Genomic DNA, 23,402 nt, shown 5'->3' with positions numbered 1-23,402 from the left:
ACCTCTTTAAATATACTTAATATTCTTATTATATCATATTAGTTATTTATGTAATTAATTTTGTTTAACTACTTATAAAAAAGCGAAGTGCCTCAATATTTTTTGGCTGCCAGAATACTCTAATCGTTACTTCGGCAAGCCAGTAAAATTTGTAGTCAAAGGAAAAGCGGGGAAACTTGTTAAACTAGGCAATGAGAAGACCGTGACAATTGTGGGGGCGTTGCTACGGTTGTACTTGATTTCAGAGAGAGCGCGTGAGCCACGCGCCTCTAAGTTTTAGACCGTAGCAATATGAGTTTTCACGCGGCATTACATAACCTTGAACCAGCATGATGGGTTAACTTGAGAACTCAGGGAAGCGATCGCGACCCATGCTACCCAGGTGTGACGGGGCAATTGATGCCAGTGTTGCCAGAAAAGTCGCCACAATAGTATGAGCAATCGGGACAGTTGAAGAGCGGGTAAAAATTAAGTCTTGTGACACACTGGGCTAACATCGCATCAGTGGTATTGATTGGGAGGCACAGTTGAAGAGCGGGTAAAATTAAGCCCCTTGACACTCCACCCCTAGTTTTTAGGTAGTTGTGGCGATAGCTGCACGGCGATCGATTCAAAGCCAAACCTTTGTGGTGATTTGAATTATTTTGACTTTAAAAACTACAACTCGCGACTCGACTCCGCTGCCCTTACTCGCACTATCCGAATCAGCCTGCAAGTCGCTACCACTGGCTCACCATTGACTCTATCAAGTCGATGCTCGCTGTGATTATCGTTCGTCCGACAGCTAGCAAGAGTGCGATCGCCTTGCACTTAGGATTACCGCATTCATGAGGGTGCATTATTTTTATCTCTGCACACATTAGTCATGGTTTGTGATCACAAAAACATTGCTTGCTACCGAGAGAGAACAGCCATAACCAGTCCCAACAGGTTATGGCACGAACAGCACAAAAAGGCAGTAATTTGACTTAAAAATTCAGGCGTTTGCAGGATATTTTCAGGTAAATACAGGTAAAGTGCAGCCCCTGCACTTTACCTGCACTTGCCTGACTTTATACTGCAAACCCCTGACTTTATACTGCAAATCCCTGATTTTAGCTGACGCAACAATTAGCTAATTTTTTAGCCCTTTTAACAAAAAGTGAATTGATTTAATAATCAAGTTACGATACCTAAGTTGAATAAAAAATCAATTTAAGCAAGTGCGAAAAAATTGGCAACACAGTAGCCGTTATCTAAATTGAATAAAAAATCAAATAAGGAGTATGAGAAAATTGGCAACACAGCAGCCGTTATGTCAGCCTTGACAGTTGCATAAATTGCTGTTGTCGGGCCCGCGCTTTGCAATCGGCTAAACTGTTATTGTCCGATCGAGCTTGACAAGGGCTTCTGCCACTTGCTCTGCATTCAATCCCATTCCCAACAGCCGAGGAATGTATCGGCTCAATAAGTAGGGGTAGCAGAGAAAAAAAAGTAAGCAGAGTACACAAAGTGTCATAAAATAGGACACATGACGCAAAAGACTATTTCACAAGACAAGTCATCCTCAGATTTACTGCAAACCATTGACCCAAAAGGAATTGCAGACGAATCAATGCGTCAGACAGTAGAGATATTACTGAACCTAATAGAGCAATTACAATTAAAAGTCAAAGACTTGGAGTCAGAGAATCAACGGTTGAAAGATGAAAACAACCGATTGAAGGGAGAACAAGGAAAACCAGACATCAAAGCCAAGTCCAAAGGATTCAAAAACCAACACTCCTCAGAAAAAGAACGAAAAACGCCAAAAAAGCACAAAAAAGGCAGTAAGAACGCCACAATTAAAATAGATCGAGAAGAAATACTAGAATATCCCACAGACCAACTGCCAGCAGATGCAGAATTTAAAGGATACGAACAAGTAATCATCCAAGATATTAGCTTGGCAACCGACAACATATTATTCAGGAAACAGAAATATTACTCACCCTCACTCCGAAAAACTTATGTAGCAGAATTACCATTAGGCTACGAAGGAGAATTTGGGCCAGGAATCAAAGCCTTAATCATCAGTTTGTACGCTAAGTGGCAATATGACGCAAGGCAAACTACTAGATTTTTTAGCCGATTTAGGTATTTCCATTTCAGCAGGTTATTTATCCAACCTGTTAATCAAAAACCACTTCCTTTTTGAAACCGAGAAAAAAGAAGTTTATGATTCAGGGCTAGCGAGTAGTCCTTGGCAACACTTCGACCAAACTGGCGCGCGTGTAGGTGGAGTCAACCATACCACCAATATCATCTGCAACCCTTTATATACAGTCTACTTTACAACAGCGAATAAAGACAGATTGACTGTCCTGAAAGGATTACAGCCCGGACGAGAACTAGAATTCATGTTGAATCCACTCACATTCTCACTAATTCAGGACTTCAAAATCCCGACTAAATGGCAGAAGGCTCTCAAGCTATTACCTCAAGAAACGGTGTTGAGTGAGTCACAGTTTAATCACCTACTCAATAAGTATCTACCCAAACTGGGTGATCAACAAGTTACCCGGATTAGGGAAGCAGCAGCTATTGCTTTCTATCATCAGCAAACAGATTGCCCAGTCGTACAAACTCTTTGTTGCGATGATGCTCCCCAATTCAAGTTAATCACTGCCGATCGAGCATTATGTTGGGTGCATGAGGGAAGACATTACAAGAAGTTAAGCCCGGTATTTCCTTGCCATCAAGTAATTTTAGGGAAATTTATCGAAGATTTTTGGGATTATTATCGGGAATTATTAGCTTACAAAGATGCTCCCAGTCCAGAAGCTGTAATGCTTTTAAAGTCTAAATTTCGGCTGCTTTTTGAAACTCCAAGCGGTTATGAATTATTGGATGAACGCAAACAATTAACTGCGACACAAGTATCGGAGTTGCTGAGAGTTTTAGAGCATCCTGAATTACCTCTACACAATAATCCGGCTGAGTTAGCTGCCAGAACTATGGTGCAGCGACGTAATATTAGCTATGCAACTGGGACGATTGAGGGTACTCAGGCATGGGATACTTTTATGTCTCTTGTTGCTACTACTCGTCTGTTGGGAATCAGTTTTTTCGATTATGTCCGTGACCGAATTTCTCAACTTGGAATCATTCCCTCTCTCTCCACTATTATTCGCGAAAAATCTTCTCTTTATCCCTTGGGCTTGTCTTGGCAACCAGAATAACTGCTACCCCTACTTATTGAGCCGATACCGAGGAATTGCCTCAAAAAGTGCTTGTTGGGCTTTAGTTTCTCAGTTTTTTCAGTTGGACACACAAGCGTGCGATCGCTCTCGTCATCCAGTACAAGCAAGCTCTGGTGAAAAAGGAGCTGAAGGAGGCGACGGTCAATCGGAGGCAGGCTGCGATTAAGTCTGAGGCCTCAATATTAATTTATGGGACAGGGGTAAAGACAAGAGCATCGCGTAGGTGTTGCCGACGATCGTTAACCCATCAGAGGATCGCGCTGGTTAATTTGTCGGTGCGATCGCTCAGACAAAATACGTTAGACTCGATCGGTAAACCTGCTGAATGTGGAACAAACAAGTCATCTAACAGAGGAAGGTAGTCAGTGGATTTTTCATGGGCTCAAGAACAGGTTGAAATTAAGGAAAGCGTAATTCAGTTTGCCAAAAATTTATTGATAGAAAATCTTGTCGAACTAGACCAGCAGGAAGAATTTAACCTAGAGGGCTGGAAAAAATGTGGAGAATGGGGAATTATGGGATTGCCAATCCCCCAGGAATATGGGGAAAAGAATTAGATACCCTCACAACTATTTATGCTTTAGAGTGAGAAATTAATTGCTCTTTTCGGTCTTTCATATTGTAGTTTAGTTAAATTCAGAAAATTCTCGGTTGAAGCTGTAAAGCACGACGGTAAGAGACACTTGCTTCGTTAATTTGACCGCATTCTGCTAAAATATCCCCTAAGTGTTTGTGCGATCGCCCGTCATCTGGATTCAACTCGATCGCACGTCGGTAAGCAGCGATCGCCTGTTCCCATTTCTGCTCTTTTTCTAAAACCTTTCCTAGCTCTAAGTGTATCTCAAAGTTGTTTGGGTGAAATTGGAGCGCGGTTTTGTAAGTAGCGATCGCCTCCGAGAAGCGATTTTGCCTAACTAAGGCATTGCCTAACTGCAAATGAGTTTGAGCGTCATCTGGCTTAACCTCTAATGCCTGATGGTAAAGTTGGATGTCGTCAGGGTTAGAAGCGATGTAAAAGTGATAATAGCTTATTAATCCTTCTACTCCCTGAGTTTGTTGGAGATAAGATTTGAGTTGTGCTAATTCTCTTTGGGATATCTGTAATTCAGACTGGGAGTGTGTCAATTCAGTTTGGGAAGTGTGTAGTTGAGACTGAGATTGTACTAATTCAGTTTGTGTAGCCTTCAGTTGAGACTGGAATTGTGTTAATTCAGTTTGGGAGGTGTGTAGCTGAGACTGGGATTGTGTTAATTCTTGCTTAGTCTGTTGCAGTTGCATCTCTAAATCTGCTCTTAATTGTGCTTGTACTTCTTGTATCTTCACTTCTTCTTGTTGACGATATCCAAAAATATCCTGCAAACGATAACGAACTAACGCTTCTACACAAAAACCTGTAGTTAATGCTGCCGAACCAAAAAAGTGTTTATCAAGCTTACCGCCATACATAGGAAGTCTCTGCCACGAACCATCAAATTGTTGAGTGTCGAGCAGGAACTTGATAGCTTTCTCTAAGCTAGGGACTACATGATTAAAGTTAAGTAGCGTACAGATTGCCAAGGCAGTCAATAGTTCGTCACCAAAGGATCCATCAGTTTGTTGTAAGTTCAAAATTTTGGTGACAATTGGAATTTTGACTACACCTAGCGATGTCACCCCATTGAAGTATGCTCTTGAAAGCATATAATAAAAACTCAGTTTATTACTATAAAATGCACTGCATTCTTCTTCATTCCCTGCCCGAACGACATCGATTAGATATTCGAGTGATTTCTGAGTTTGCGGAGTTTCACCTAAATACAATAAAACATTTGCATTGACAACACAACATATATCATCCTTCTCTGTTAGCTGCCAAAGCTTCTTTGAATGGGATAGAGCCTTACCGAATGTTATGAAATTTAGAGTTATACTTCTGATTGACCGAGGCAAAATCCAAGTATAAAAAATTCCCTCTTTGTTTCTGTTATCGAGAATAATATCTGTGTTGTTAGGCACGGGTATGTTATTTATTTTCAAAATATATGATATACAACAGATATCATCTAAATCTGGAGGAATCATTGTATGTCTGTCGTTTTTTGAAGACCAGTATCTCCACAGTCCTCTCAATTCCATTTCCTGAACTAAGAATTTTACTCCCTTATCTATTATAGTTTTGCCTTTATTTTCATAGTTTTCATGAGCTAAAAAACTTAATGAATATAAAATTAATGACGTAATAAAGGGAGAACTATCAAAATTATATGAGTCTTCATAGGTTGCTAACTCGCCATCTTCTAGTTGATTCTCTTTTAAAAAATCTATAGCTTTTACTATACTAATTTCTAATTCACTAGATGGTAATTCTAGAAATGTTTTTTGTGTATTTTGAGCTTGATTTTTTGGAAATTGATCTGTATTCGTTTCTAAATTTTCTGGGGTAGAAGCATTTAAATTTATAATTTTTTCCAATTTCAAAACTAGCGATCGAGCTAATACAAGTAGTCGTTGTTTAATAGCGGAGTAAAATAAAATTGTGTGTAGGACGAGTATAATCAAAAACACAGGTTGTCGAAAAGATAGTAATGTTAATAAGCCCAGAGGCAACCAAACTTCATAGAAATCGTGGAGTACAACATAGGATTTTTCAGATGGAGAAGGATCGAAGTTGTCATATGCGGTGCTGAAAAATAGTAGCAAAAGATAAACAGTGAAGGGGACAAGAAGCAAAGGCACAGATTGGGAAATCAAGAGAACGAGTCTACCGGAAAGAATAGCTTCGAGTGGAAACACAATGTAATTAATCCAAATTCGGAGTGATGCCACACCAAACTTTGTAGCCAATGTCTTTACACCCGATTTCAAATCATTTTCTCGATCCCAAATTTGATGCAACAGAATACCTCTAACTCCAACCCCAAATGCCCAAGCTGTAGCAATGATTGCTAGAGAATAGTTTCCCGATTGAGGAGTTGCCATTAAACTAGAAAATACTGTAGCGATGAGCAATGTGGGAATTGCGTGTACGGTAGCAGCGTCGGCAACTGCGCCCCAGATATATCGTTCTTTGAGGCGGAGCGGTGGAGCGGGGTAGATTGTTAGCAATGTATAGATAGAAGCAAGCAAAATTGCTGAAGCTGAGTTAAAGCCAATAAACAACCACGGGACTGCACCTGCAATGGCTAAACCGAGACTTAATAAAATACGTTGCCCTCTCGAAAGAGGAGCCATTCTGTTCTGTTTGCCAGCTTTTAAATCTACCTCAATATCAAAGATGTCATTAACCACATGACCGTAAGCTGCAACGAAAAACATTGAAACTAAAAGAGCCATTAGTGTAATGATAGATTGTTGAGGTGGTGCATCTTGGATGAGGATTTCAGCGTAGGCAATGGCGAGTAATGGGGGAATTTTGTAGAACCACCAATCGTTACCCCGAAGTAAGTTGAAAAGTGAGAAAAACTTATCTTTAATTCCAGCTTCTTCATTTTTATTGAGCTTTGGAGCATTCATGAACTCTATAAGTTGTTCTACCGTTAATGAATCAACTTCATAATCAATGATACTTAGACTTTCAACACCTTTTAGTTTTTCGCCTGGAATATAGCTGTCATAAAAGCTATCATCTATTGCAAAAATTTCCATTTTCTTACATTCAGGGGAATCTAAATAGCAGAAATGTATTGGTTTATTTTTAGGAGCCAAAATACAAACGATCGCTACTCTTTCAGCATCCGATAAATTAGGATAAGAACCGTGAAAAAGCCGTCTATCATAAAAAATTAGTGCTTGTCCTGCTCTCATTGGTGCGCTAGTAAGATAACGATGTTTCATGCATGATAATATGTCTTTACTGTAAGGGAAAATATTAAAAGCAAATTGATGTCTTGGCTTTGAAGTCAATACATGGCTTTTATTAATAACTTGAAGACAACCATTGTTTTCATCAACATCAATTAAAGGACACCAGATTTGAAATGATTTTAGATATGTTTCGTCTACTACAGATGGATCTTGGTGTAAAAGCATTTCACTACTTGATGATCCTGGCTTTTTACTTACAAAGAGAGAGGCTATCATTGTGTAGTTAGGAAATAATTTTATTAGCTTTGGTTCAAATATTGTCTTAATTTCTTGAATTAATAATTGACGATGTGACAAGTCTGAACTGGAATTAGTAAATGAATAATACCCTAATGAATCATTTGAAAGAGAATTTATCATGTATAAATCAAAAAGATTTTGTACTTCATCCTCATTAAGAAGATTAATTACTGTATATCCTTTCTCTTCAAGTTCCTGATTCATACTAAGCTTAGAACTAAGCTGCTCTCCATTAATCTCTATTTTCTTCTCTTCACATTCTGCTCGATCTAAACAGGTGCTTAATTTTTCTGCTAAAACATGAACATTAGGCTCTTTAGTCATCGATAAGTGATCTCCCGGAATCTCATAAACTTCAACTCCGTTGATAACCCAACGATTCCAAGCATCAGGTTGCCATAGCTTGGAAATGAAAGAATCTTTACTCTTCTCCTGATCCGCAAAGTAAACAACCTGTCCTGAGTATATCTGTGGCACATGACTGGCTAGAATCTGGAGGTTATACTCAAAAATTGGCGTTGCTGGATTAAGGTATGAAAAATATTTATCCAAAATTTCAGATACTTACAGTAACTACTTTTGACAATCTGCGTACTTGACAATTCATACTGCTAATCAGCAACGCCAAAAAAACTTGATTTGAAAGTCTTGCTCAATATCTTCAAGAAGGTTGTTTGTATACCGAAACGTAACAACCACCAGAACTCATTGTAATATCCATCTGCTCGGCAGCACCGTTTAGCGCAAACAAAACTTTAGTACCATCATCATCCGCAGTCAGATAACAATAAAAGTTATCTTTGCAAGTCCACACTTGCCCGGTTGAATCAGTAAACTGTATCCACCAGTAGTCATAGCCAGTGCCAACGCCTGTGTAATAGATTATATCAAGATCTGTTAAGCTTATTCCTCCAAAGCCGAGAGATGGCCAGGTTCTGCTCTGTTCTTGATTAGGATCATTCCGATACCTATGTCTAAGCGTTACATTTGTGATACCCTCTTTATCCCAGTTGTTGATTACTACCCCATTACAAGTGCGCGTTGTTGCCAGCACACCTTCTTTGGGGTCGGTTGTTGTCGTGTCTGGGCGTAGTAAGGTGTTGAATCCAGACTTGCTGCATTGTTCTTTGCTCATTGTTTTTTCTCCTTTCAAATTAAGTAGTTGAATATCCACGCAGAGGTTATGAGTGAGTGTACTCAGCTAACTCTTAAAATTATATGCGATCGCTTCGAGTCTCGGCAAAACTCGTTTCATCCGTGCTGCTTCCGGTGCAGGTGCGGGAATGGCAACTACTCCAGCATACAGGCAACCAAAAAAAGCTGCGATCGCTTCTAACCCTTGAGGATACACCAGCAAGACTCTTTCCCCAACCGAAAGCTGAGACTGTAAATAAGTGGCGATCGCCCATTATCGATCGTTCTGAACTGCTGCAAAATAGAGAAGCGCTCGCACAAGGCAAGCGTTTAAGAATGATAGGGCGTTCGTCTCTCTTCTGCAATTGCCGGAAGTGCGATCGCTCTCCACCTGTCACGAAATCGCCAACAGCGATCGCGTAACTGCCTGCCGTAGGCGATCGCTTATCTTCGCTCAGGAAGTAGTACACCATCAACTTCCTCTAAACAAGCATTCAATTTCTCTGCTAATACTCGGACGTAGGGTTCAAAGTAGAATAGTAAGGTGAGTGCCTAGAACTTCATGAAGTTCAATTCCACCTGCTACTAAACGAACAGGTAGCTCAAAAGATGCGGCTGCAGCATTACGAATGCTACTGATTACTTCATCTAGCTCTAAGTTGTCGCTGCTATTGGTGTCGCCACTAATTTCCGGCGATCGCCATTGGGTGGCGAGGTGGACGGGAATTTTCTCGGTGGCTGTCCAAGGAATTGTGGCGAGTTGGGGTGTTTTTTGGGCGATTTCTCCCTCTGCCAAGTAGTAGTTGAGTAGGAGTGAAGCCCTGCCGTTGAGTCGGCTGACAAAGCTTCTTGCCTTAAATGTTAAATGGTTGCCGTCACGGATGGCTAGCAAGCTGGCGGTGGTTAAGATTAACGAGGCTCCCGCATCCGATGCGATCGCTTCCAGTCTCGGTAGAGTTCGTTTCATCCGCGAGGCTTCCGGTGCCGGTGCGGGAATAGCAACAACTCCGGCGTAAAGGCAACCGAAAAAGGCGGCGATGGACTCCCACCCTTGGGGATAAACCAGCAAGACTCTTTCCCCTGGAGACAACCGAGACTGCAAATAAGCAGCGATCGCCCTGGCTTTCTCGTCCAACTGGCGATAAGTTAAACTGGCGCTCTCCTTCTCCCCATCTTCTAAGAAGGTGTAAGCTATTTGAGCGGGTTGCCGGGAGGCTCGATTTTGCAAAAGCTCGACAAGGGTTAGCGTCGCTACAGTCCTGCTCTGAGCATTTGAGTATGGATTCTTGGAGGATAATGGGCATTTAGTTGTCTCATCATTTCTTCTATCTAACTCCCGATCTGCTTGGTCTAGGCAAGCACTTAGTTTTTCTGCTAAAACCTGTACGTGAGGTTCAAAATGCATAGTAAGGTGACTGCCTGGAACTTCGTGAAGTTCAATTCCACCTACTACAAAACTATTCCAACCATTGGGTTGCATCGGCTCGAAGCGATGTTTTTCCATAACCTTTTCCATAGCCGCAAAGTAAACGATCCGATCCGCATATACCTGTGGTACGTGGTTGGCGATAACCTGGACATTAGCCTCCCAAACTCTAAAAATACTCTCAAATTGGTTAATATTCAAACCTTTGTTTAATAGCTTTTCTCTCAAATGCGGTTTTGGATACCAGTTTGGTAAATTTGTTTTCTCTTCTACAGTGATGAATGGATTTGGGCTATCTACCATAACCACTAGCAAGACTTGCTGACCACACTTCTTCAATTGTTGAGCCATTTCAAAGGCAATATTGCCACCAGCGCAGACACCTCCTAAAAGATAGGGACCTTCGGGCTGGATGGTCTGGATTTCTTGAATATAGAAAGTCGTTATCTTCTCTAGGCTAGTATGAGGCTCTCTTCCTTCATTTACCCCCATTGCTTGTATTCCATAGAAAGGGCGATTAGGATCGATGTGCTGTGCCAGAGCCAAGTTGACTTCTGGGTTATAACCTGGCATTCCGTGTATGTAAAAGAAAGGTCGCTTATATCCATTGGGTTTAACTGGAACGACTGACAATAACTTTCTTTCTGTACCTTCTTGAATAATCGCTGGTTGAGTTGATGCTTTAATTTTAGAGATAACTAGAGATTTAACAGAATTAACATCTTTAAAATTATCCAAAACTATTTCTTCAGACGCGATAGAAATACCCAACTGCTCTCCAATAAAACTAATTAACGTAATAATTCCTAAAGAGTTGATAATCCCTTCTTCAATCAGCAGCCAGTCATCTTCTAAAACAGCTTTCGCTCCATACATAAACCTCTGGATAATGTAATCTTTGAGTAGCTGTTCTATCTCTGTTTCTGTATAGTTTTTCGCTGACATCCTGTTGCTCCTTACTGAGGATTACTGATTCCCATCACCGCAAGCTATTCTTGACACAGCGCCATCCGATCGACCTTTCCGGTAGAAGTTTTAGGTAGCTGAGAACGAAACTCAATACTTTCAGGAACCATATACTTAGGAATAGTCTGGACGCAAAAAGATTGCAAGACACTCTGCTCTAAACCACTTCCACTCTTTAGTACAGCCAAAGCCTTGAGTCGGTTGCCAATTTCCTCATCAGGAATTGCAATAACAGCTACCTCTTCAATCTCAGGATGCTGTTGAATCGCCTTCTCAATCTCCTCCAGTTCAATCCGATATCCTCGACTTTTAATCAGGCGATCGCGACGACCAATATAGATATAATTGCCCTCAACATCTTGTTTTACCAAATCGCCAGTCCGGAACACCGTTTCCTCGCCAATGTGCGGATACAACGTGTAGGGTACGAGAACCTCCTTAGTTTTCTCGATCGTTCCCCAATATCCCTTCATCAGCGAGGAACCTCGTGCGTAAAGTTCTCCAACTTCCCCTGGTTCAGCAATTTGATGCTCATCATTCACGACAAATAGTTCAGTATTAGCACAAGCTTGACCAATTGGAATTGAATCTAACTCAGGAGGAATGGTTTTGAATTGATAGTACGTGCGGGCACCTGTTTCCGCAGAACCATAAATGTTGCAATATTCAACATGAGGCAGCATTTGGATAAGTTGACGCAGGTACTGAACGGGGAATACTTCACCTGCAAACAAAATCTTTCTCAAATGCTGAAAGCGATGCTGCTGCAAATTCCCCCGCAGAATCAGTTGGATTAGCAGAGAAGGAACTGAAAACCAGATATTAATTTGCTGTGGTTCAATAAAATTGGCTAGTTCAACAGGAAAAACCGAGAGTTCTGGAGGCACAACAACAATCGTTGCTCCAGCTTGAATAGAAGTGAAGATATCGACAACTGAAGCAGCAAAATAAATCGGCAGTTGATGAGAAATGCGGTCGCCGGGTTGCACTTCAAGACAGTTGTAGAAACAACTCGCAAAATTAAGAATAGAACGATGAGTAACCATGACACCTTTAGGGTTACCCGTCGAACCCGAAGTGTACATAATATGAGCTAAATCGCAATCGATCGAGTGAGTTGATGGCAATGATTTTGTAGGTGATCGCAAAACTTGCTGCCACGTTACTGTTTTCGTTGAGATAAGACCCTTTTCCTCTGGCAAATCTTCATCAACAAGAATCACGCCCTGGAGCGACTCAGAAACTTTATCTGAAAATGGATAGAGTTTTGCAATGATTTTTTTCGTAGTGACTAAAGCCTTAATCCCGCAATCTTCAATAAAAAAGGCTACTCGCTGAGCGGGAGATGATGGATCGATGGGAACATAGACAGCACCAGCTTTAAGAATGCCGTAAATCGCTACGATTTCTTCAATGGATTTGTTGAGGCAAATGCCGACGCGATCGCCTTTCTCAATACCAGCCTCTCTCAGAACCCAAGCTAACTGGTTGGAAACTGCGTCCAGCTCCCGGTACGTCATAGCGTTATCTTTGTAGATGACAGCTTCTTTGTCTGGATATTGCCCCGCGCTGATTTCTAAAAGTTGCTGTAGTAAATATGGCATAGTTTTTTATACAATGTTAAGATTAACAGCTCCGCCAACTTAGCCTCTAACTACACTACCAGTTTTGCACGAGAACGGGTATTTCCGGGATGGGACGGACAAGTTGTGCGATCGGGAGCGTCAGTAAACTCTAACCCTTGGAGATAAACCAGCAAGACTCTTTCCCCTCAAGATAACCGAGATTGCCAATAAGCAGCGAGCGCGTAGCGTCTCGGAACGAGAATCGGCCTAGCTTTTTCGTCCAAGGAGCGATAGGTTAGACTGGTGGTAAGGATTCAGGTCTAAAAACTTGCGGCTCCAACGCTTGTCTGGCAAGGGTTTTAGGGCAAAATAAGGGTTTTTGTCTTTCGTGGTTAATTGTCAATAAACGAGGAGAAGTGACAGTTTTTCGTGGTTTATTGAGAATAGAGATTGATTTAGTATCAAGCTCCATATCTAAAGTCTTTGCCCAGCAAGGAGTTCAGTGACCTGAATCCTTACGACTGGTGCTAGGTTTTTGCCCATCTTCTAGGAAAGTGTAGGCAATGCGATCGGGGTGTTGGGAAGCGAGATTATACAAGAGATTAACGAGAGTGAACAGTGCCATACCTTTGTTTTTTTGCCAGATAGCCGATTTTAACTCAACTTACAATTAAGTTACATCCCGTTAAAACACGACCTATGACCTACACCCCAGCCAAACTACTTAGCTTTGAAGAGTTTATCGCCCAATATGGGGATAATACACGCTATGAACTAATTGACGGAGAACTCAGAGACATGGAACCTACGGGCCCTCACGAAGCGGTTGCTGGGAGTATTGCAGGTAGAATATATGTCGAAATTTTTCAGGATAATTTCAACTGGTTAGTTCCAAAAAATTGTCTGATAAAACCACTATATGCTGAAGCCACAGCGCTGCGTCCTGACGTAGCTGTTTTAGATAAAGCAGAACTAACTCAAGAACCACTTTGGCAAAAAGAACCAGTGATTTGTAACGGTAGTACCATTAAGCTTGTTGCTGAAGTCGTCAGCACCAATTGGCAAGATGATTATGCCAGAAAAGTGGAGGAATACGCTTTTTTGAATATCCCTGAATATTGGATTGTGGACTTTCGGGGTTTGGGTGGTTTCCAATTTATCGGCAATCCCAAGCAACCGACTTTCACAGTCTGCCAGTTAGTTAATGGTGTGTACCAACAGGAACAATATCGTTTGGGAGATACGATTTCTTCTGACCTGTTTCCAAATTTACAACTGATCCTCGACGACATTATGCCGACTTGAAAATCTGGTATCTCTCTTTTGTGATTAGGGCGGTGTTTTCCATCGCTCGCTCAACGGTTTGGGGGTTTGCGGGTCAGGGCGATCGCAGGGGTGGGAAAAACAACAGCAAATCTTTCTAGACAATTATGCTCAAAATAAGTATTTTTGCAAAGGAAATTCTCAAATGAGTTCAGTAGATATAGAAAAACTTTGTTCCGAACACACAAAGTTTCATGTTGAAATTGAAATTCAACCTAATTTTTCAGAAAAACTAAATGTAATGATTGAAATTGCTCAAATGAACCCAAATCAGCGAATCCATCAAGAGCTTGAAGAGAATGGATACATAATAATTAATCTCCTCAATGAAAATGAAGTACAAAGTTTGCTCAATTTTGACAAAAACTCTTCTATTCCTAATGATTTGGCAGATGCCCCTATGTGTTTTAGTATGAAGACATCAGAGGTGTCATACCGCCAGCTAATTAGTGAAGAAATAAAAAGGCTATTTGCTCCAAAATTGGCAATTTTACTTCCAAAACATAGAATAAGTAACTGTAATTTTGCTCGGAAAAAAGCTAACCTATTCTCTAGTATAATGCTTCTCCATCAAGACCCATCTTTAGTAAACGAAAACTATTTAGATTCTTTTGGAGTATGGTGTCCTCTTATTGATGTCAACGAGCAAAACGGCTGTCTTCAAGTCATCAGAAAAAGCCATCAGCTTAACTCAAAACCTAGACCGATTTTTGTCTTTAATGGCTTTCCTTACAGTCAAGATATTCTCTCGCTGATGCAACAGAGGTATCTCACCAGTATTCCCATGAAAGCAGGACAAGCACTGATCTATGACAAACGCCTTTTTCACGGTTCACCACCCAACTTAACAACTGTTGAAAGAGTCGCTGCAATTTGTAGTCTCGTTCCTGAAAAAAAATTGACTCATTTATGTTACAGAGAATCCCCAACCTCTGATAAAATAGAACTCTTTGAAGTAGACGATGAATTCTACGAGCGCTACATCATCGGTCAAAAACCCGAAGGCGTTAAAAGTCTAGGCATCTTTGATTACGAAGTCGAACCCCTCACCCCAGAAAATCTTATGGAAAAACTCGAAGAAAATAGTCAGTTGTCCTCAACAAATAACCAGGTTCTATCTCCCCAATCTCAAGGTTGGATGCTAACCGCACAGCAACTTCAAGACGAACTAACTCAGACTCAAGCTGAGTTGAAAAAGTCTAACGAGCAACTCCACCAAACTCAAGACCAATTAGAGGAACTAAAAATCCAACAATCCCAAACTCAAGACGAATTAGAGGAACTAAAAATCCAACAGTTCCAAACGCAAGCAGAACTCGAACAGTCTCAAACTCAACTGCAAACTCAGTTAACAGAATTTAATGAGCAACTGCACCAAAAGACGAGAGAATTGTCAGCACTAAAAGAAGAACACTCCCAGGCGCGATCGCAACTTGAACGGGAACGGGAACAATTGCAGACCACTCAGACCCAACTCGAACAGTATCGACAACAACTCCAAAAAAATCAAGCTGACTGGGTAGATTCTCACGAAAAATTGCATCAAAAAACGAGAGAATTGGAAGCATTAAAAGAGGAACACTCCCAGGTGCGATCGCAACTTGAACGGGAAGGGGAAAAATTGCAGACAACTGAGGCAGAGTTAGAGGCTTATCGCCAACAACTCAACCAGGCGCGATCGCAAGTAAAGCAACTAGAGTCTCAGCAGCAGCAAGATCGGGCAGAACTAGAGCAGTCTCGACAACAACTACGGCAAACCCAAGCTCAATTACAACAGTCCGATCTGCAACTGCACGCCACTCAGGCAGAGTTAGAACAGTCTCAAGCTCAACTGCATCAAAAAACAGTAGAATTGCAAAAAGTGAAGTCTCAGCAGCACCAAACTCGACTGGCCCAGATAATTCAGGGGCGAATCCCTAACACAAAAGAGAGGAAACTATGCAAGTCCAACTTAAACAAATCATCGTCCCCCCCGGTCAGCAACTCCTGATGACCGATGTCAGTTGGCAAATGTACGAAGAAATGTTAGAGGAGTCTGGTGAAAAACGGGGGTCGCGGATTAATTATAGTCAGGGAGTTTTAGAAATTATGGTGCCATTACCGGAACATGAAGATGATAAAATTATTATTAGCAACTTAGTGGAAATTTTGCTGGAAGAACTAGACGTTGAGTTCAGAAATCTGGCTTCTACTACGTTTAAAAGCGAAACAATGCAACAAGGTTTAGAAGCCGATAGCTGTTTCTATATCGAAAACGAAGCAGCCGTTCGGGGTAAAAAACGCATCGATTTAACTGTAGAACCGCCCCCAGATTTAGCCATTGAGATTGACATTTCCTCCCGCACCCAGTTGAATAATTATGAAGCATTAGGAGTCGGAGAATGGTGGCGGTTTAACGGGACAAAATTAGAAATCAACGTGCTGCAAGCGGGGCGTTACGTGCAGGTTACGGAAAGTCCTCATTTTCCCGGCTTGCCATTGCTTAATGAGGTGATTCCCCAGTATTTAAAACAAAGTAAAATCGAGGGAAGAAATAAAACAATGAAAGCCTTTCGCGCTTGGGTGAAGAAACAGATTGAAGAAAGATAGGAAGATTAGGTGTAGGGGCATTAGTGTCAACTTAAAAAGACTTACGCAATGAATCAATTAACTTTACTAAATGAAATTTCTGCAAATCATTTTGCAGTGCGCTTCCAGCAACCCTTTATTGAAAATTTATTTGCCTCTACAGAACCCGTAGCAATCCTCGTCACTCCTGAATATGAAGGCATTTTCCGAAACGGTGGAATTGGCACTTACTATGCCACATTGAGCCAAAAATTAGCAGCAGAAGGTGCATATATTATTTTAATTATATGTCAAACTCAAAAACAATTTCACGGAGAATCGACAGTCCCCCATATCCGCCATATTTTTTCCGCCTCTGAAGCCGAGCCAATTTTGGAACTACAGCCAGTTCATCTAGCAATTTTATCTCAATTTAAGGAATGGGACTGGGTAGAATCAGAGAGTTATAAAATTCTCTTTTTTATCCAAGCAATCGCCGCGCACTTTAACAAATCTCCAATTTATGTAGAATTTCCAGATTTGTGCGGACTGGGATATCGTACAATTCAAGCAAAACGTTCAGGTTTGTTAGGAAAAAATTGCGTCACAGCCGTAACAATGCACAGCGGCCAAGAGTGGTTAAATGAAGCCCATGAGAAATATATTATAGAGGGCGGAAATTGGTTTAGAAATGTTTATAGTTACGAGCAATATTCTTTTGAGAATGCAGACTTAGCATTTTTCCTGTCTTATTTCATGGAAGCAAAAGTCAAAAGTTATGGCTGGAAAACCTCTCATGCGGTTCATTTGCCCTACTGTTTCCATATTGTCCCACCCCTCGATAAAAATCGACCCATGTTAGCGAAAGTTTCGCTTAACCTCAAACGGGAACAGATACCAATTGTCTTTTTTTGCAGATTAGAAGAAAGAAAAGGGCTCCTGACTTTCATTGATGCCCTTCAGCAATTAGGAAAGAAAATCAGCCAGCAAATTCACCTCATATTTTTAGGTAAAAACGTTCCGCTTCATTCTGTAAAACTTCAGCCCCAGGATAGTCAGCAATACATCCAGCAAGAACTGGGAGGCAAATTTGATTATACCATATTATCGGATTTATTTAGCCAAGAAGCTATTGCCCTAGTCCATGAATTAGCACCGGCCATCGTTTGCCTGACAAGTCCCCAAGAAAACTTTCCCAATAGTTCTTTAGAAATGGGACAGTTACCCGTGAGTTTGGTGGTTTCAGACACGGGGGGATTTCGGGAGACATTAAACATGATTGACCGCTCAAATAGTGTACGATGGTTTGAACCAGGAAACTCCCAGTCTCTCGCGTGCGAAATTGCCAGCGCTATCGCCGCCTATCCTGAAACCGCATCCCTTCCCCAACGGGAATTTTTAGAGCAAGTTAATCAAGGGTTATTCAACCAGCGACTAGATTACATGAAATCGGCATTTTTTCAAACATCTCCCAGTCGCAATCGTTCGTCTAATGAAGATTTATCAACGTCTTTCTTATTAGGGATGACCTCTGTTCAAGAGCAAGTTTTTCTCGAAAATTATGCCCAAAATGAGTATTATGGTAAAGGCGAAATCATCGATTTGGGCTGCTGGCTTGGTTCTGCAACAATTTCTGTAGCCAAGGGATTAGAAAAAAATCTTAAAGTAACTGTCAAAGACAAACGCATTCATGCTTACGATATATTCATTTGGGCACCATCGTATATGGATAGGTGTGTCAAAGGAACTTCCCTAGAAGGCAGATATAAACAGGGAGATAGTTTTCTGGACGAGTTTGTTCGCAGAATTAGTCCCTGGAGTCACTCGATCTCAGTTTACCCAGGAGATGTGGTGAAACTTGGCTGGAACCAACGCCCTATAGAATATTTATTTGTGGATGCCATGAAAAGCTGGGAACTCACGAAAAGCATTTTCCTAAACTTTTACCATCATCTAATCCCCATGACTTCTCTGGTACACTATAATGATTTTGCCCACTTTTACACCGCTTGGATTCATCTATTAATTTACAAACTGAGGCCATACTTCAAACACCATTGTAATCTCTACCAAGCCGCAGTATTTCAATATATTAACCCTCTACCAATTGACACCTTACTACTAAACCAGGATACTCCCTTTAGTATCTTTTCTTACGAAGATATCGAGCGAGCTTTTGAATACTCGATTGAAATTGTCATAGAGGAATTGCGACCAAATATTGCCGCTGCCAAAGTCATGGCTTTTATTCATTGGGGAGATTTAGAACAAGCTAAACGCGAACTCATTCAAGCGAGAGAGAAATTTGGAAATATTCTTGAGATTCCAGAGGTGGCCAAATTATTATCTAGGATGGGGGGAGAAGTGGACAAGTAAAAATCGTGTAGAGTGGGTTAGGCGCGGTGATAAAATTATTATGGCAAACAGATAAATCTTAAACCGCGCCGCAATCCACCATCCCCTAGAGCATAATATAAGTAGGTTGGGTAGGTTAATGTGGGGGGAAAGCGAAACCAGAAAATTGAGAAGTTGGGTTTCGTACCTCAACCCAACCTACATCTACATCTGTTTAATTAGTATCTTTATGGAAATGCAATCGCAAAATTTAGTATCTCATATCCTCTCTCCTGATAATTCAGAATTAGGTTTTCAGCCCCAATTCTTAGAGGCTTTTAATACCTCAAATCAAAAAGTTGCAATCCTAGCAAGCAACGAATTTGAAGGATTTTCTAAAAATGGCGGTATCGGCACTTATTATACCACATTGAGCCAAAAATTAGCAGCAGAAGGTTGGTATGTCATCCTCTTGCTTTGCCACAGTCATGAGAACTTCCAAGGGAGATCGCAACTACCAAATCTCCACCACATCTTCTCTACCGGCGAAGTTGAAAAAGTCCTAAATCTTCAACCTATCCACCAAGGAATTTTATCGAAATGCCAAGAAGACTCTATCAGTCAATGCTTTGATGGCGAAAGTTTCTGCTGTTTGTTCTTTACTCAAGCAATTGTTGCTACTTTCCCCGAAGCAGTTGTTTATGTTGAATTTCCCGCAATTTGGGGATTGGGTTATCGCACGATTCAAGCCAAAAAATCAGGTGTAATAGGTAATAGTTGCCTCATTGGTGTTACAGATCACGGTGGTTTTGAGTGGTTGCGAGAAGCTAATAGCAGATATACAGTAGATTATCCTAAATGGTTTTGGCAGGCTTATCACTACGAACAATATTCTTATGACAGTGCCGATTTAAGTTGCTTTCCCTCCTACTTTTTAAAGTCTAAAGTAGAAAGTTATGGCTGGAAAACTGCTCATGCTGTTCATTTACCTTATTTTATTCCTATCCTCAACTTATCAGCGGATGTAGGGACGAAGCATTCGGGCAATAATTTACCGTTAAAAACCCATGTTTTGTGTCCGAATGCTTCGCCATCCGAAGGATTAAAAATATCCGATATTCTGACTACTCAACTTGATAGGAAACAGATACCGCTGGTATTTTTTGGGCGGTTAGAGGAGAGAAAAGGACTCTGTACGTTTGTAGAGGCCCTTCAGTTGCTTAACCCGGATATAGCCGAGAAAATTTACATTCTGTTTCTTGGTAAAATCATCAAATTAGAGTCAACTGTGCTTGAAGGGTTGGATAGTCAGCAGTATATTGATGGCGCTTTAAAGGGTAAATTTTATTACCATATTTTGCCGGATTTATCCAGCCTAGAAGCAATTAATTTAGTCAGCCAGTCACCGACACCCATTGTCTGTCTTTGCAGCTTGCAAGAAAACTTTCCCAATACCGCTTTAGAGATGGGACAGTTAGCCGTTAGTTTAGTGGTTTCAGATACGGGAGGATTTCAAGAAACCTTAAATTTAATTTCAAGAACCGATGGGGTGCGCTGGTTTGAGCCAGGAGACGTACACTCTCTCGCCGGCACCATCAGTGAAGCTATTTCAGGTTGTCCTGAAACGCCGATCGTCCCCGAGCGCGTTTTCTTGTCACAAGTGAATCAAAAACTACTTAACCAAAAACTTGAATATATGAGCGAAGCATTTATCAAATCAGCACCCAAAGACCCCCAAAATCCCCGCGCAACCATAGGCGTGACTTGTTTTCCTGATACGATAAAAGTTTTGGATTGCCTGGAAAGCCTTGCAGGACAAACTTATCAAAATTTAGAAGTTATCGTTTTGTACGAAACACCGATCGGCGAATCTATACCAGAGGCGATCGCTCTGGCTAAGGAGCAGTTTCCCACCTATCAGTTTGTCGAGTCCGATGTTAATAAAAGTTTGGGAGTGGCTTATAATCGGTTGCTAGAGCTGGCGACTGGAGAATATTTCTTGCAGTTTGCGGGCGATCGCATCGCACTGCCTCTGATGGTAGAAAAATTTGTTACGGCGGCTTGTGAATCTGATGCTGTAGCTGTCGTATGTCCAGACATGACGCTGGACAAAGATTTGGAAGTTATCAACTCGAATGACGGCTCTTTACTCAAGCTACTAGAATTTAATCAAACCCAGGATTTGTGCGCTTTATTTGCGATGGAGTTGCTGCGAGAGTTCCGATATTCCGAGGTAAGGGATTTGCTAGCCTTAAATTGGCATATTTTAGCGGCTGCGATCGCCACTGGTAAAGAGATTGCTTACTATCCCTATCCCCTCTATCTCTCTGATTCCCACTCTGCGTTCCTTATTGACCAGGCAAAATTCCCAAAAGAACGGTATTATTTGCGTCAATACTTATCTCAAATAGAGGTATCTCGATGGACTCAGCGCCAACTCAATCTACTTTTAACCTGCGTTGAGCAACTTTGGCAATCGGAAACACAAAAGCAAAGCCAAATGTGGCAACTTGAGCAAGATAGAAATCGATACCAAGCTTTAGCATCTCAATCCCAAGCTTGGATGCAGACAGCGCTGGAAACCCAAGACGAACTCGACGCGCTGCAAGCCGAACTGCAAAAGACACAGGCAGTGCTAGAATCTATTGAAAAAACTCCGGTTTAACTAAAACGATGAAATTTATCAACCCCAAAACCGACTACGCCTTTAAAAAGATATTTGGTTCTACGGAAAGCAAAGACATTCTGATTAGCTTTCTCAACGCTCTAATTTATGAAGGCAATTCTACCATTGAAGACTTAGAAATCATCAATCCCAACTTGCCACCCAAAATCCAAGGTTTAAAAGATACTTATCTCGATGTCAGAGCTACACTGAATGACGGTACGCTTGTGATTATTGAAATGCAGGTTTTAAACGTGCAGTCTTTTGGCAAGAGGGTTTTGTTTAATGCTACGAAAACCTATGCTTTTCAACTCCAAGCGGGAGAAGGCTACCGAATGCTCAAACCAGTTATTGCTTTAACCATTACCGATTTTGAGATGTTCGCTAATCGCGATAAACTTATTTCCCGCTTTGTTTATCGAGAGAAGTCTGAAGGCTGGATCTATCCTGACAATGATATTGAGTTGGTATTCGTTGAGTTACCCAAGTTTACCAAAGAACTAGACCAGCTTGAAACTATTACGGATAAATGGATTTATTTTATCAAGTTTGCGCGATCGCTCACTTCCATTCCTGAAAATATGGACGATATCCCCGAACTACACCGAGCCTTTGAAATCGCCAATCAAGCTGATTTAACTCCCTCTGAACTAGAGGATTTGGAACGCCGAGAAATGTTTATCTACGACCAACAAGGAGCGATTAATCTCGGACGAGAAGAGGCACGCGAAGAAGAAAAGCGTGGCATTGCTCGAAACTTACTGGCTCAACTTAATGATGAGGCGATCGCCTCAGCTACAGGATTAAGTCTTAAAGCAGTTGAAGAGTTGCGTCAGGAAGTAAGTAATGATTGACTTAAATTGAGCGGGAGTCTAGGTTTTTGATGATTACTCGTCCCAGTTAAATTTCATGCCGAGATATTCCTCTAACTTCTGGTTATGAGGTCGGAAAAACTCTACTAGCTGGTGACGTAAGTGAGCGGGAATAGAAGGATATGACCCAGGATTGACATTGTGATATTCAGGCATTTGATAATCAGGCAAGTTTAAAAAACTATATACTTGCTTCATAGTTGCTGATGGATTGCTAAACAAATCTTCACTTTTGACAATTAAAAACTGTTTTTTTGGAAAAATAGTCAGCCATTCTTTTAGGTAATAAATATATAAACTATTTATTAATAGACTCAACAATGCATCATGTATGTAGTCATCTCTGTATTTTTTTAAAATCGATGGTTCAAGCAATAAGAAGTCTGGCAATTTATTTAATAAATTAGGAATTTTTTGTAAAGTCTCAGCTATGCTATCCTGTATTGGTTTATATCCACAGCTTGCCTTATGTTGATGAAAATAGGAAGAGATTGTTCGTTCTACTGGATTTCTCAATAGGACTATAATTTTTATATCGGGAAATAAATGAAAGATTTTTTTTGCTAGATTAGGAAAATTAATATAAATAGGAGTGGCTTCACCCGTGATGTAATTCATACTAGCTGGGATCGGAGGAAAATGAGCCAGATACCAATCAAGTTCTTGCTCAAAAAAGTCTGTGAAGAAATGAAGCTCTTTGTCAACAGCAGGGAGAATTTGAGGGTGACTAATTAAATAGTTATAAAGAGAAGAAGTGCCCGATTTAATAAAACCCGGAATCAGGAAATCTGGTTGCGGTTTTTGGTGAGGATTCCAGTGCTTTTTAACCAGTTCTGGATCGGATAAATTTATTTGTTTATAGCTTGCATTTTGGTAACTGACGATCGCTTCCTCGATTTTACCTTGTTGAGTTAGCAAGTCCCCTAAGACGACTTGAGCGAAAGGAAAGTTTGGTTGACTCTTAATTGCCTGACTGAGGGTAGCAATTCCTTGCTCTAACAAATTAGACTCAATTTCCAGATCCCACCTATTTAGCTGTAATAAGGAATACTTTAAGTTCCAGTAGTTTTGGAAGTAATTATGGTCAAATTCAATGCTTTTTATGTAATGGTAGGTTGCCTTCTCAAACTTCCTTTGAACTTGATATAAATTTCCTAATTTACAATGAACAATTGCGTTATCAGGTTTGATAAGTAGTTAAACAAAATTAATTACATAAATAACTAATATGATATAATAAGAATATTAAGTATATTTAAAGAGGTT

At 40.8% G+C, this 23,402-nt stretch carries 16 protein-coding genes; 10 read left to right on the top strand and 6 right to left on the bottom strand.

Translation table 11 applies throughout. The annotated features are described in order from the left end of the window. Positions 1-1,510 precede the first annotated feature (1,510 nt). From QUB10_RS29885 to QUB10_RS29870, 4 genes are all read left to right on the top strand, one after another. Positions 1,511-2,176, top strand: a complete 666-nt coding sequence (locus QUB10_RS29885; protein WP_333206826.1) for a hypothetical protein — start codon at positions 1,511-1,513, stop codon at positions 2,174-2,176. After that, positions 2,076-3,200: an IS66 family transposase gene (locus QUB10_RS29880; protein ID WP_333206825.1), complete on the top strand. Its 1,125-nt coding sequence runs from the start codon at positions 2,076-2,078 to the stop codon at positions 3,198-3,200. The genes QUB10_RS29885 and QUB10_RS29880 overlap by 101 nt, the downstream gene beginning before the upstream one ends. 16 nt (positions 3,201-3,216) lie before the next feature. Then, positions 3,217-3,387: a hypothetical protein gene (locus tag QUB10_RS29875; protein WP_333206824.1), complete on the top strand. Its 171-nt coding sequence runs from the start codon at positions 3,217-3,219 to the stop codon at positions 3,385-3,387. 199 nt (positions 3,388-3,586) lie between these two features. After that, positions 3,587-3,778, top strand: coding sequence for an acyl-CoA dehydrogenase family protein (locus QUB10_RS29870; protein WP_333206823.1), 192 nt, complete (start codon positions 3,587-3,589; stop codon positions 3,776-3,778). A gap of 79 nt (positions 3,779-3,857) precedes the next feature. Here the strand turns inward: QUB10_RS29870 and QUB10_RS29865 are convergent, their stop codons facing one another. The 5 genes from QUB10_RS29865 to QUB10_RS29845 all read right to left on the bottom strand — a co-directional run bounded on the left by QUB10_RS29865 (position 3,858) and on the right by QUB10_RS29845 (position 12,434). Continuing rightward, entirely contained in the window at positions 3,858-7,856 is a 3,999-nt protein-coding gene (locus tag QUB10_RS29865) for a tetratricopeptide repeat protein (protein ID WP_333206822.1), read from the bottom strand. Positions 7,857-7,965: 109 nt separating this feature from the next. Beyond that, complete coding sequence (locus QUB10_RS29860) at positions 7,966-8,439, bottom strand: hypothetical protein (RefSeq protein WP_333206821.1); 474 nt, start codon at positions 8,437-8,439, stop codon at positions 7,966-7,968. Positions 8,440-8,518: 79 nt separating this feature from the next. Continuing rightward, positions 8,519-8,911: a hypothetical protein gene (locus QUB10_RS29855; RefSeq protein WP_333206820.1), complete on the bottom strand. Its 393-nt coding sequence runs from the start codon at positions 8,909-8,911 to the stop codon at positions 8,519-8,521. A 53-nt stretch (positions 8,912-8,964) separates the two neighbouring features. Then, entirely contained in the window at positions 8,965-10,809 is a 1,845-nt protein-coding gene (locus tag QUB10_RS29850; RefSeq protein WP_333206819.1) for a thioesterase domain-containing protein, read from the bottom strand. A gap of 44 nt (positions 10,810-10,853) precedes the next feature. Then, positions 10,854-12,434 carry an amino acid adenylation domain-containing protein gene (locus QUB10_RS29845; protein ID WP_333206818.1) on the bottom strand — a complete coding sequence of 527 codons (1,581 nt, stop codon included), beginning with the start codon at positions 12,432-12,434 and terminating at the stop codon, positions 10,854-10,856. 660 nt (positions 12,435-13,094) lie between these two features. Here QUB10_RS29845 and QUB10_RS29840 point away from each other — a divergent pair. From QUB10_RS29840 to QUB10_RS29815, 6 genes are all read left to right on the top strand, one after another. Continuing rightward, entirely contained in the window at positions 13,095-13,700 is a 606-nt protein-coding gene (locus QUB10_RS29840) for a Uma2 family endonuclease (RefSeq protein WP_333206817.1), read from the top strand. A 163-nt stretch (positions 13,701-13,863) separates the two neighbouring features. Further along, on the top strand, positions 13,864-15,708 hold the full coding sequence (locus QUB10_RS29835; protein ID WP_333206816.1) for a phytanoyl-CoA dioxygenase family protein: 1,845 nt from the start codon (positions 13,864-13,866) through the stop codon (positions 15,706-15,708). Continuing rightward, positions 15,657-16,307, top strand: a complete 651-nt coding sequence (locus QUB10_RS29830) for a Uma2 family endonuclease (RefSeq protein ID WP_333206815.1) — start codon at positions 15,657-15,659, stop codon at positions 16,305-16,307. Before QUB10_RS29835 ends, QUB10_RS29830 begins: the two co-directional genes overlap by 52 nt. Before the next feature lie 48 nt (positions 16,308-16,355). After that, positions 16,356-18,641, top strand: coding sequence for a glycosyltransferase family 4 protein (locus QUB10_RS29825; RefSeq protein ID WP_333206814.1), 2,286 nt, complete (start codon positions 16,356-16,358; stop codon positions 18,639-18,641). 208 nt (positions 18,642-18,849) lie between these two features. After that, positions 18,850-21,264 carry a glycosyltransferase gene (locus tag QUB10_RS29820; protein ID WP_333206813.1) on the top strand — a complete coding sequence of 805 codons (2,415 nt, stop codon included), beginning with the start codon at positions 18,850-18,852 and terminating at the stop codon, positions 21,262-21,264. An 8-nt stretch (positions 21,265-21,272) separates the two neighbouring features. Further along, on the top strand, positions 21,273-22,118 hold the full coding sequence (locus QUB10_RS29815; RefSeq protein WP_333206812.1) for an Rpn family recombination-promoting nuclease/putative transposase: 846 nt from the start codon (positions 21,273-21,275) through the stop codon (positions 22,116-22,118). A gap of 33 nt (positions 22,119-22,151) precedes the next feature. On the opposite strand, the gene QUB10_RS29810 is transcribed toward QUB10_RS29815, so the two are convergent. Further along, the gene (locus QUB10_RS29810; protein WP_333206811.1) at positions 22,152-23,138 is read right to left on the bottom strand and encodes a sulfotransferase domain-containing protein; all 987 of its coding nucleotides are present in this window, start codon (positions 23,136-23,138) and stop codon (positions 22,152-22,154) included. Positions 23,139-23,402 lie beyond the last annotated feature (264 nt).

This window comes from Microcoleus sp. B5-D4, assembly GCF_036705145.1.
GTDB lineage: Bacteria > Cyanobacteriota > Cyanobacteriia > Cyanobacteriales > Microcoleaceae > Microcoleus.
Note: the sequence above shows the minus strand (reverse complement) of the source record. Positions and strands in the feature narration are given on the sequence as shown.

Coding starts and splice junctions, on each gene's coding strand:
- QUB10_RS29840 (WP_333206817.1), top strand. CDS start 13,095: ATGACCTACACCCCAGCCAAACTACTTAGCTTTGAAGAGTTTATCGCC.
- QUB10_RS29835 (WP_333206816.1), top strand. CDS start 13,864: ATGAGTTCAGTAGATATAGAAAAACTTTGTTCCGAACACACAAAGTTT.
- QUB10_RS29845 (WP_333206818.1), bottom strand. CDS start 12,434: ATGCCATATTTACTACAGCAACTTTTAGAAATCAGCGCGGGGCAATAT.
- QUB10_RS29815 (WP_333206812.1), top strand. CDS start 21,273: ATGAAATTTATCAACCCCAAAACCGACTACGCCTTTAAAAAGATATTT.
- QUB10_RS29880 (WP_333206825.1), top strand. CDS start 2,076: ATGACGCAAGGCAAACTACTAGATTTTTTAGCCGATTTAGGTATTTCC.
- QUB10_RS29830 (WP_333206815.1), top strand. CDS start 15,657: ATGCAAGTCCAACTTAAACAAATCATCGTCCCCCCCGGTCAGCAACTC.
- QUB10_RS29885 (WP_333206826.1), top strand. CDS start 1,511: ATGACGCAAAAGACTATTTCACAAGACAAGTCATCCTCAGATTTACTG.
- QUB10_RS29820 (WP_333206813.1), top strand. CDS start 18,850: ATGGAAATGCAATCGCAAAATTTAGTATCTCATATCCTCTCTCCTGAT.
- QUB10_RS29855 (WP_333206820.1), bottom strand. CDS start 8,911: ATGGTGTACTACTTCCTGAGCGAAGATAAGCGATCGCCTACGGCAGGC.
- QUB10_RS29825 (WP_333206814.1), top strand. CDS start 16,356: ATGAATCAATTAACTTTACTAAATGAAATTTCTGCAAATCATTTTGCA.
- QUB10_RS29860 (WP_333206821.1), bottom strand. CDS start 8,439: ATGAGCAAAGAACAATGCAGCAAGTCTGGATTCAACACCTTACTACGC.
- QUB10_RS29850 (WP_333206819.1), bottom strand. CDS start 10,809: ATGTCAGCGAAAAACTATACAGAAACAGAGATAGAACAGCTACTCAAA.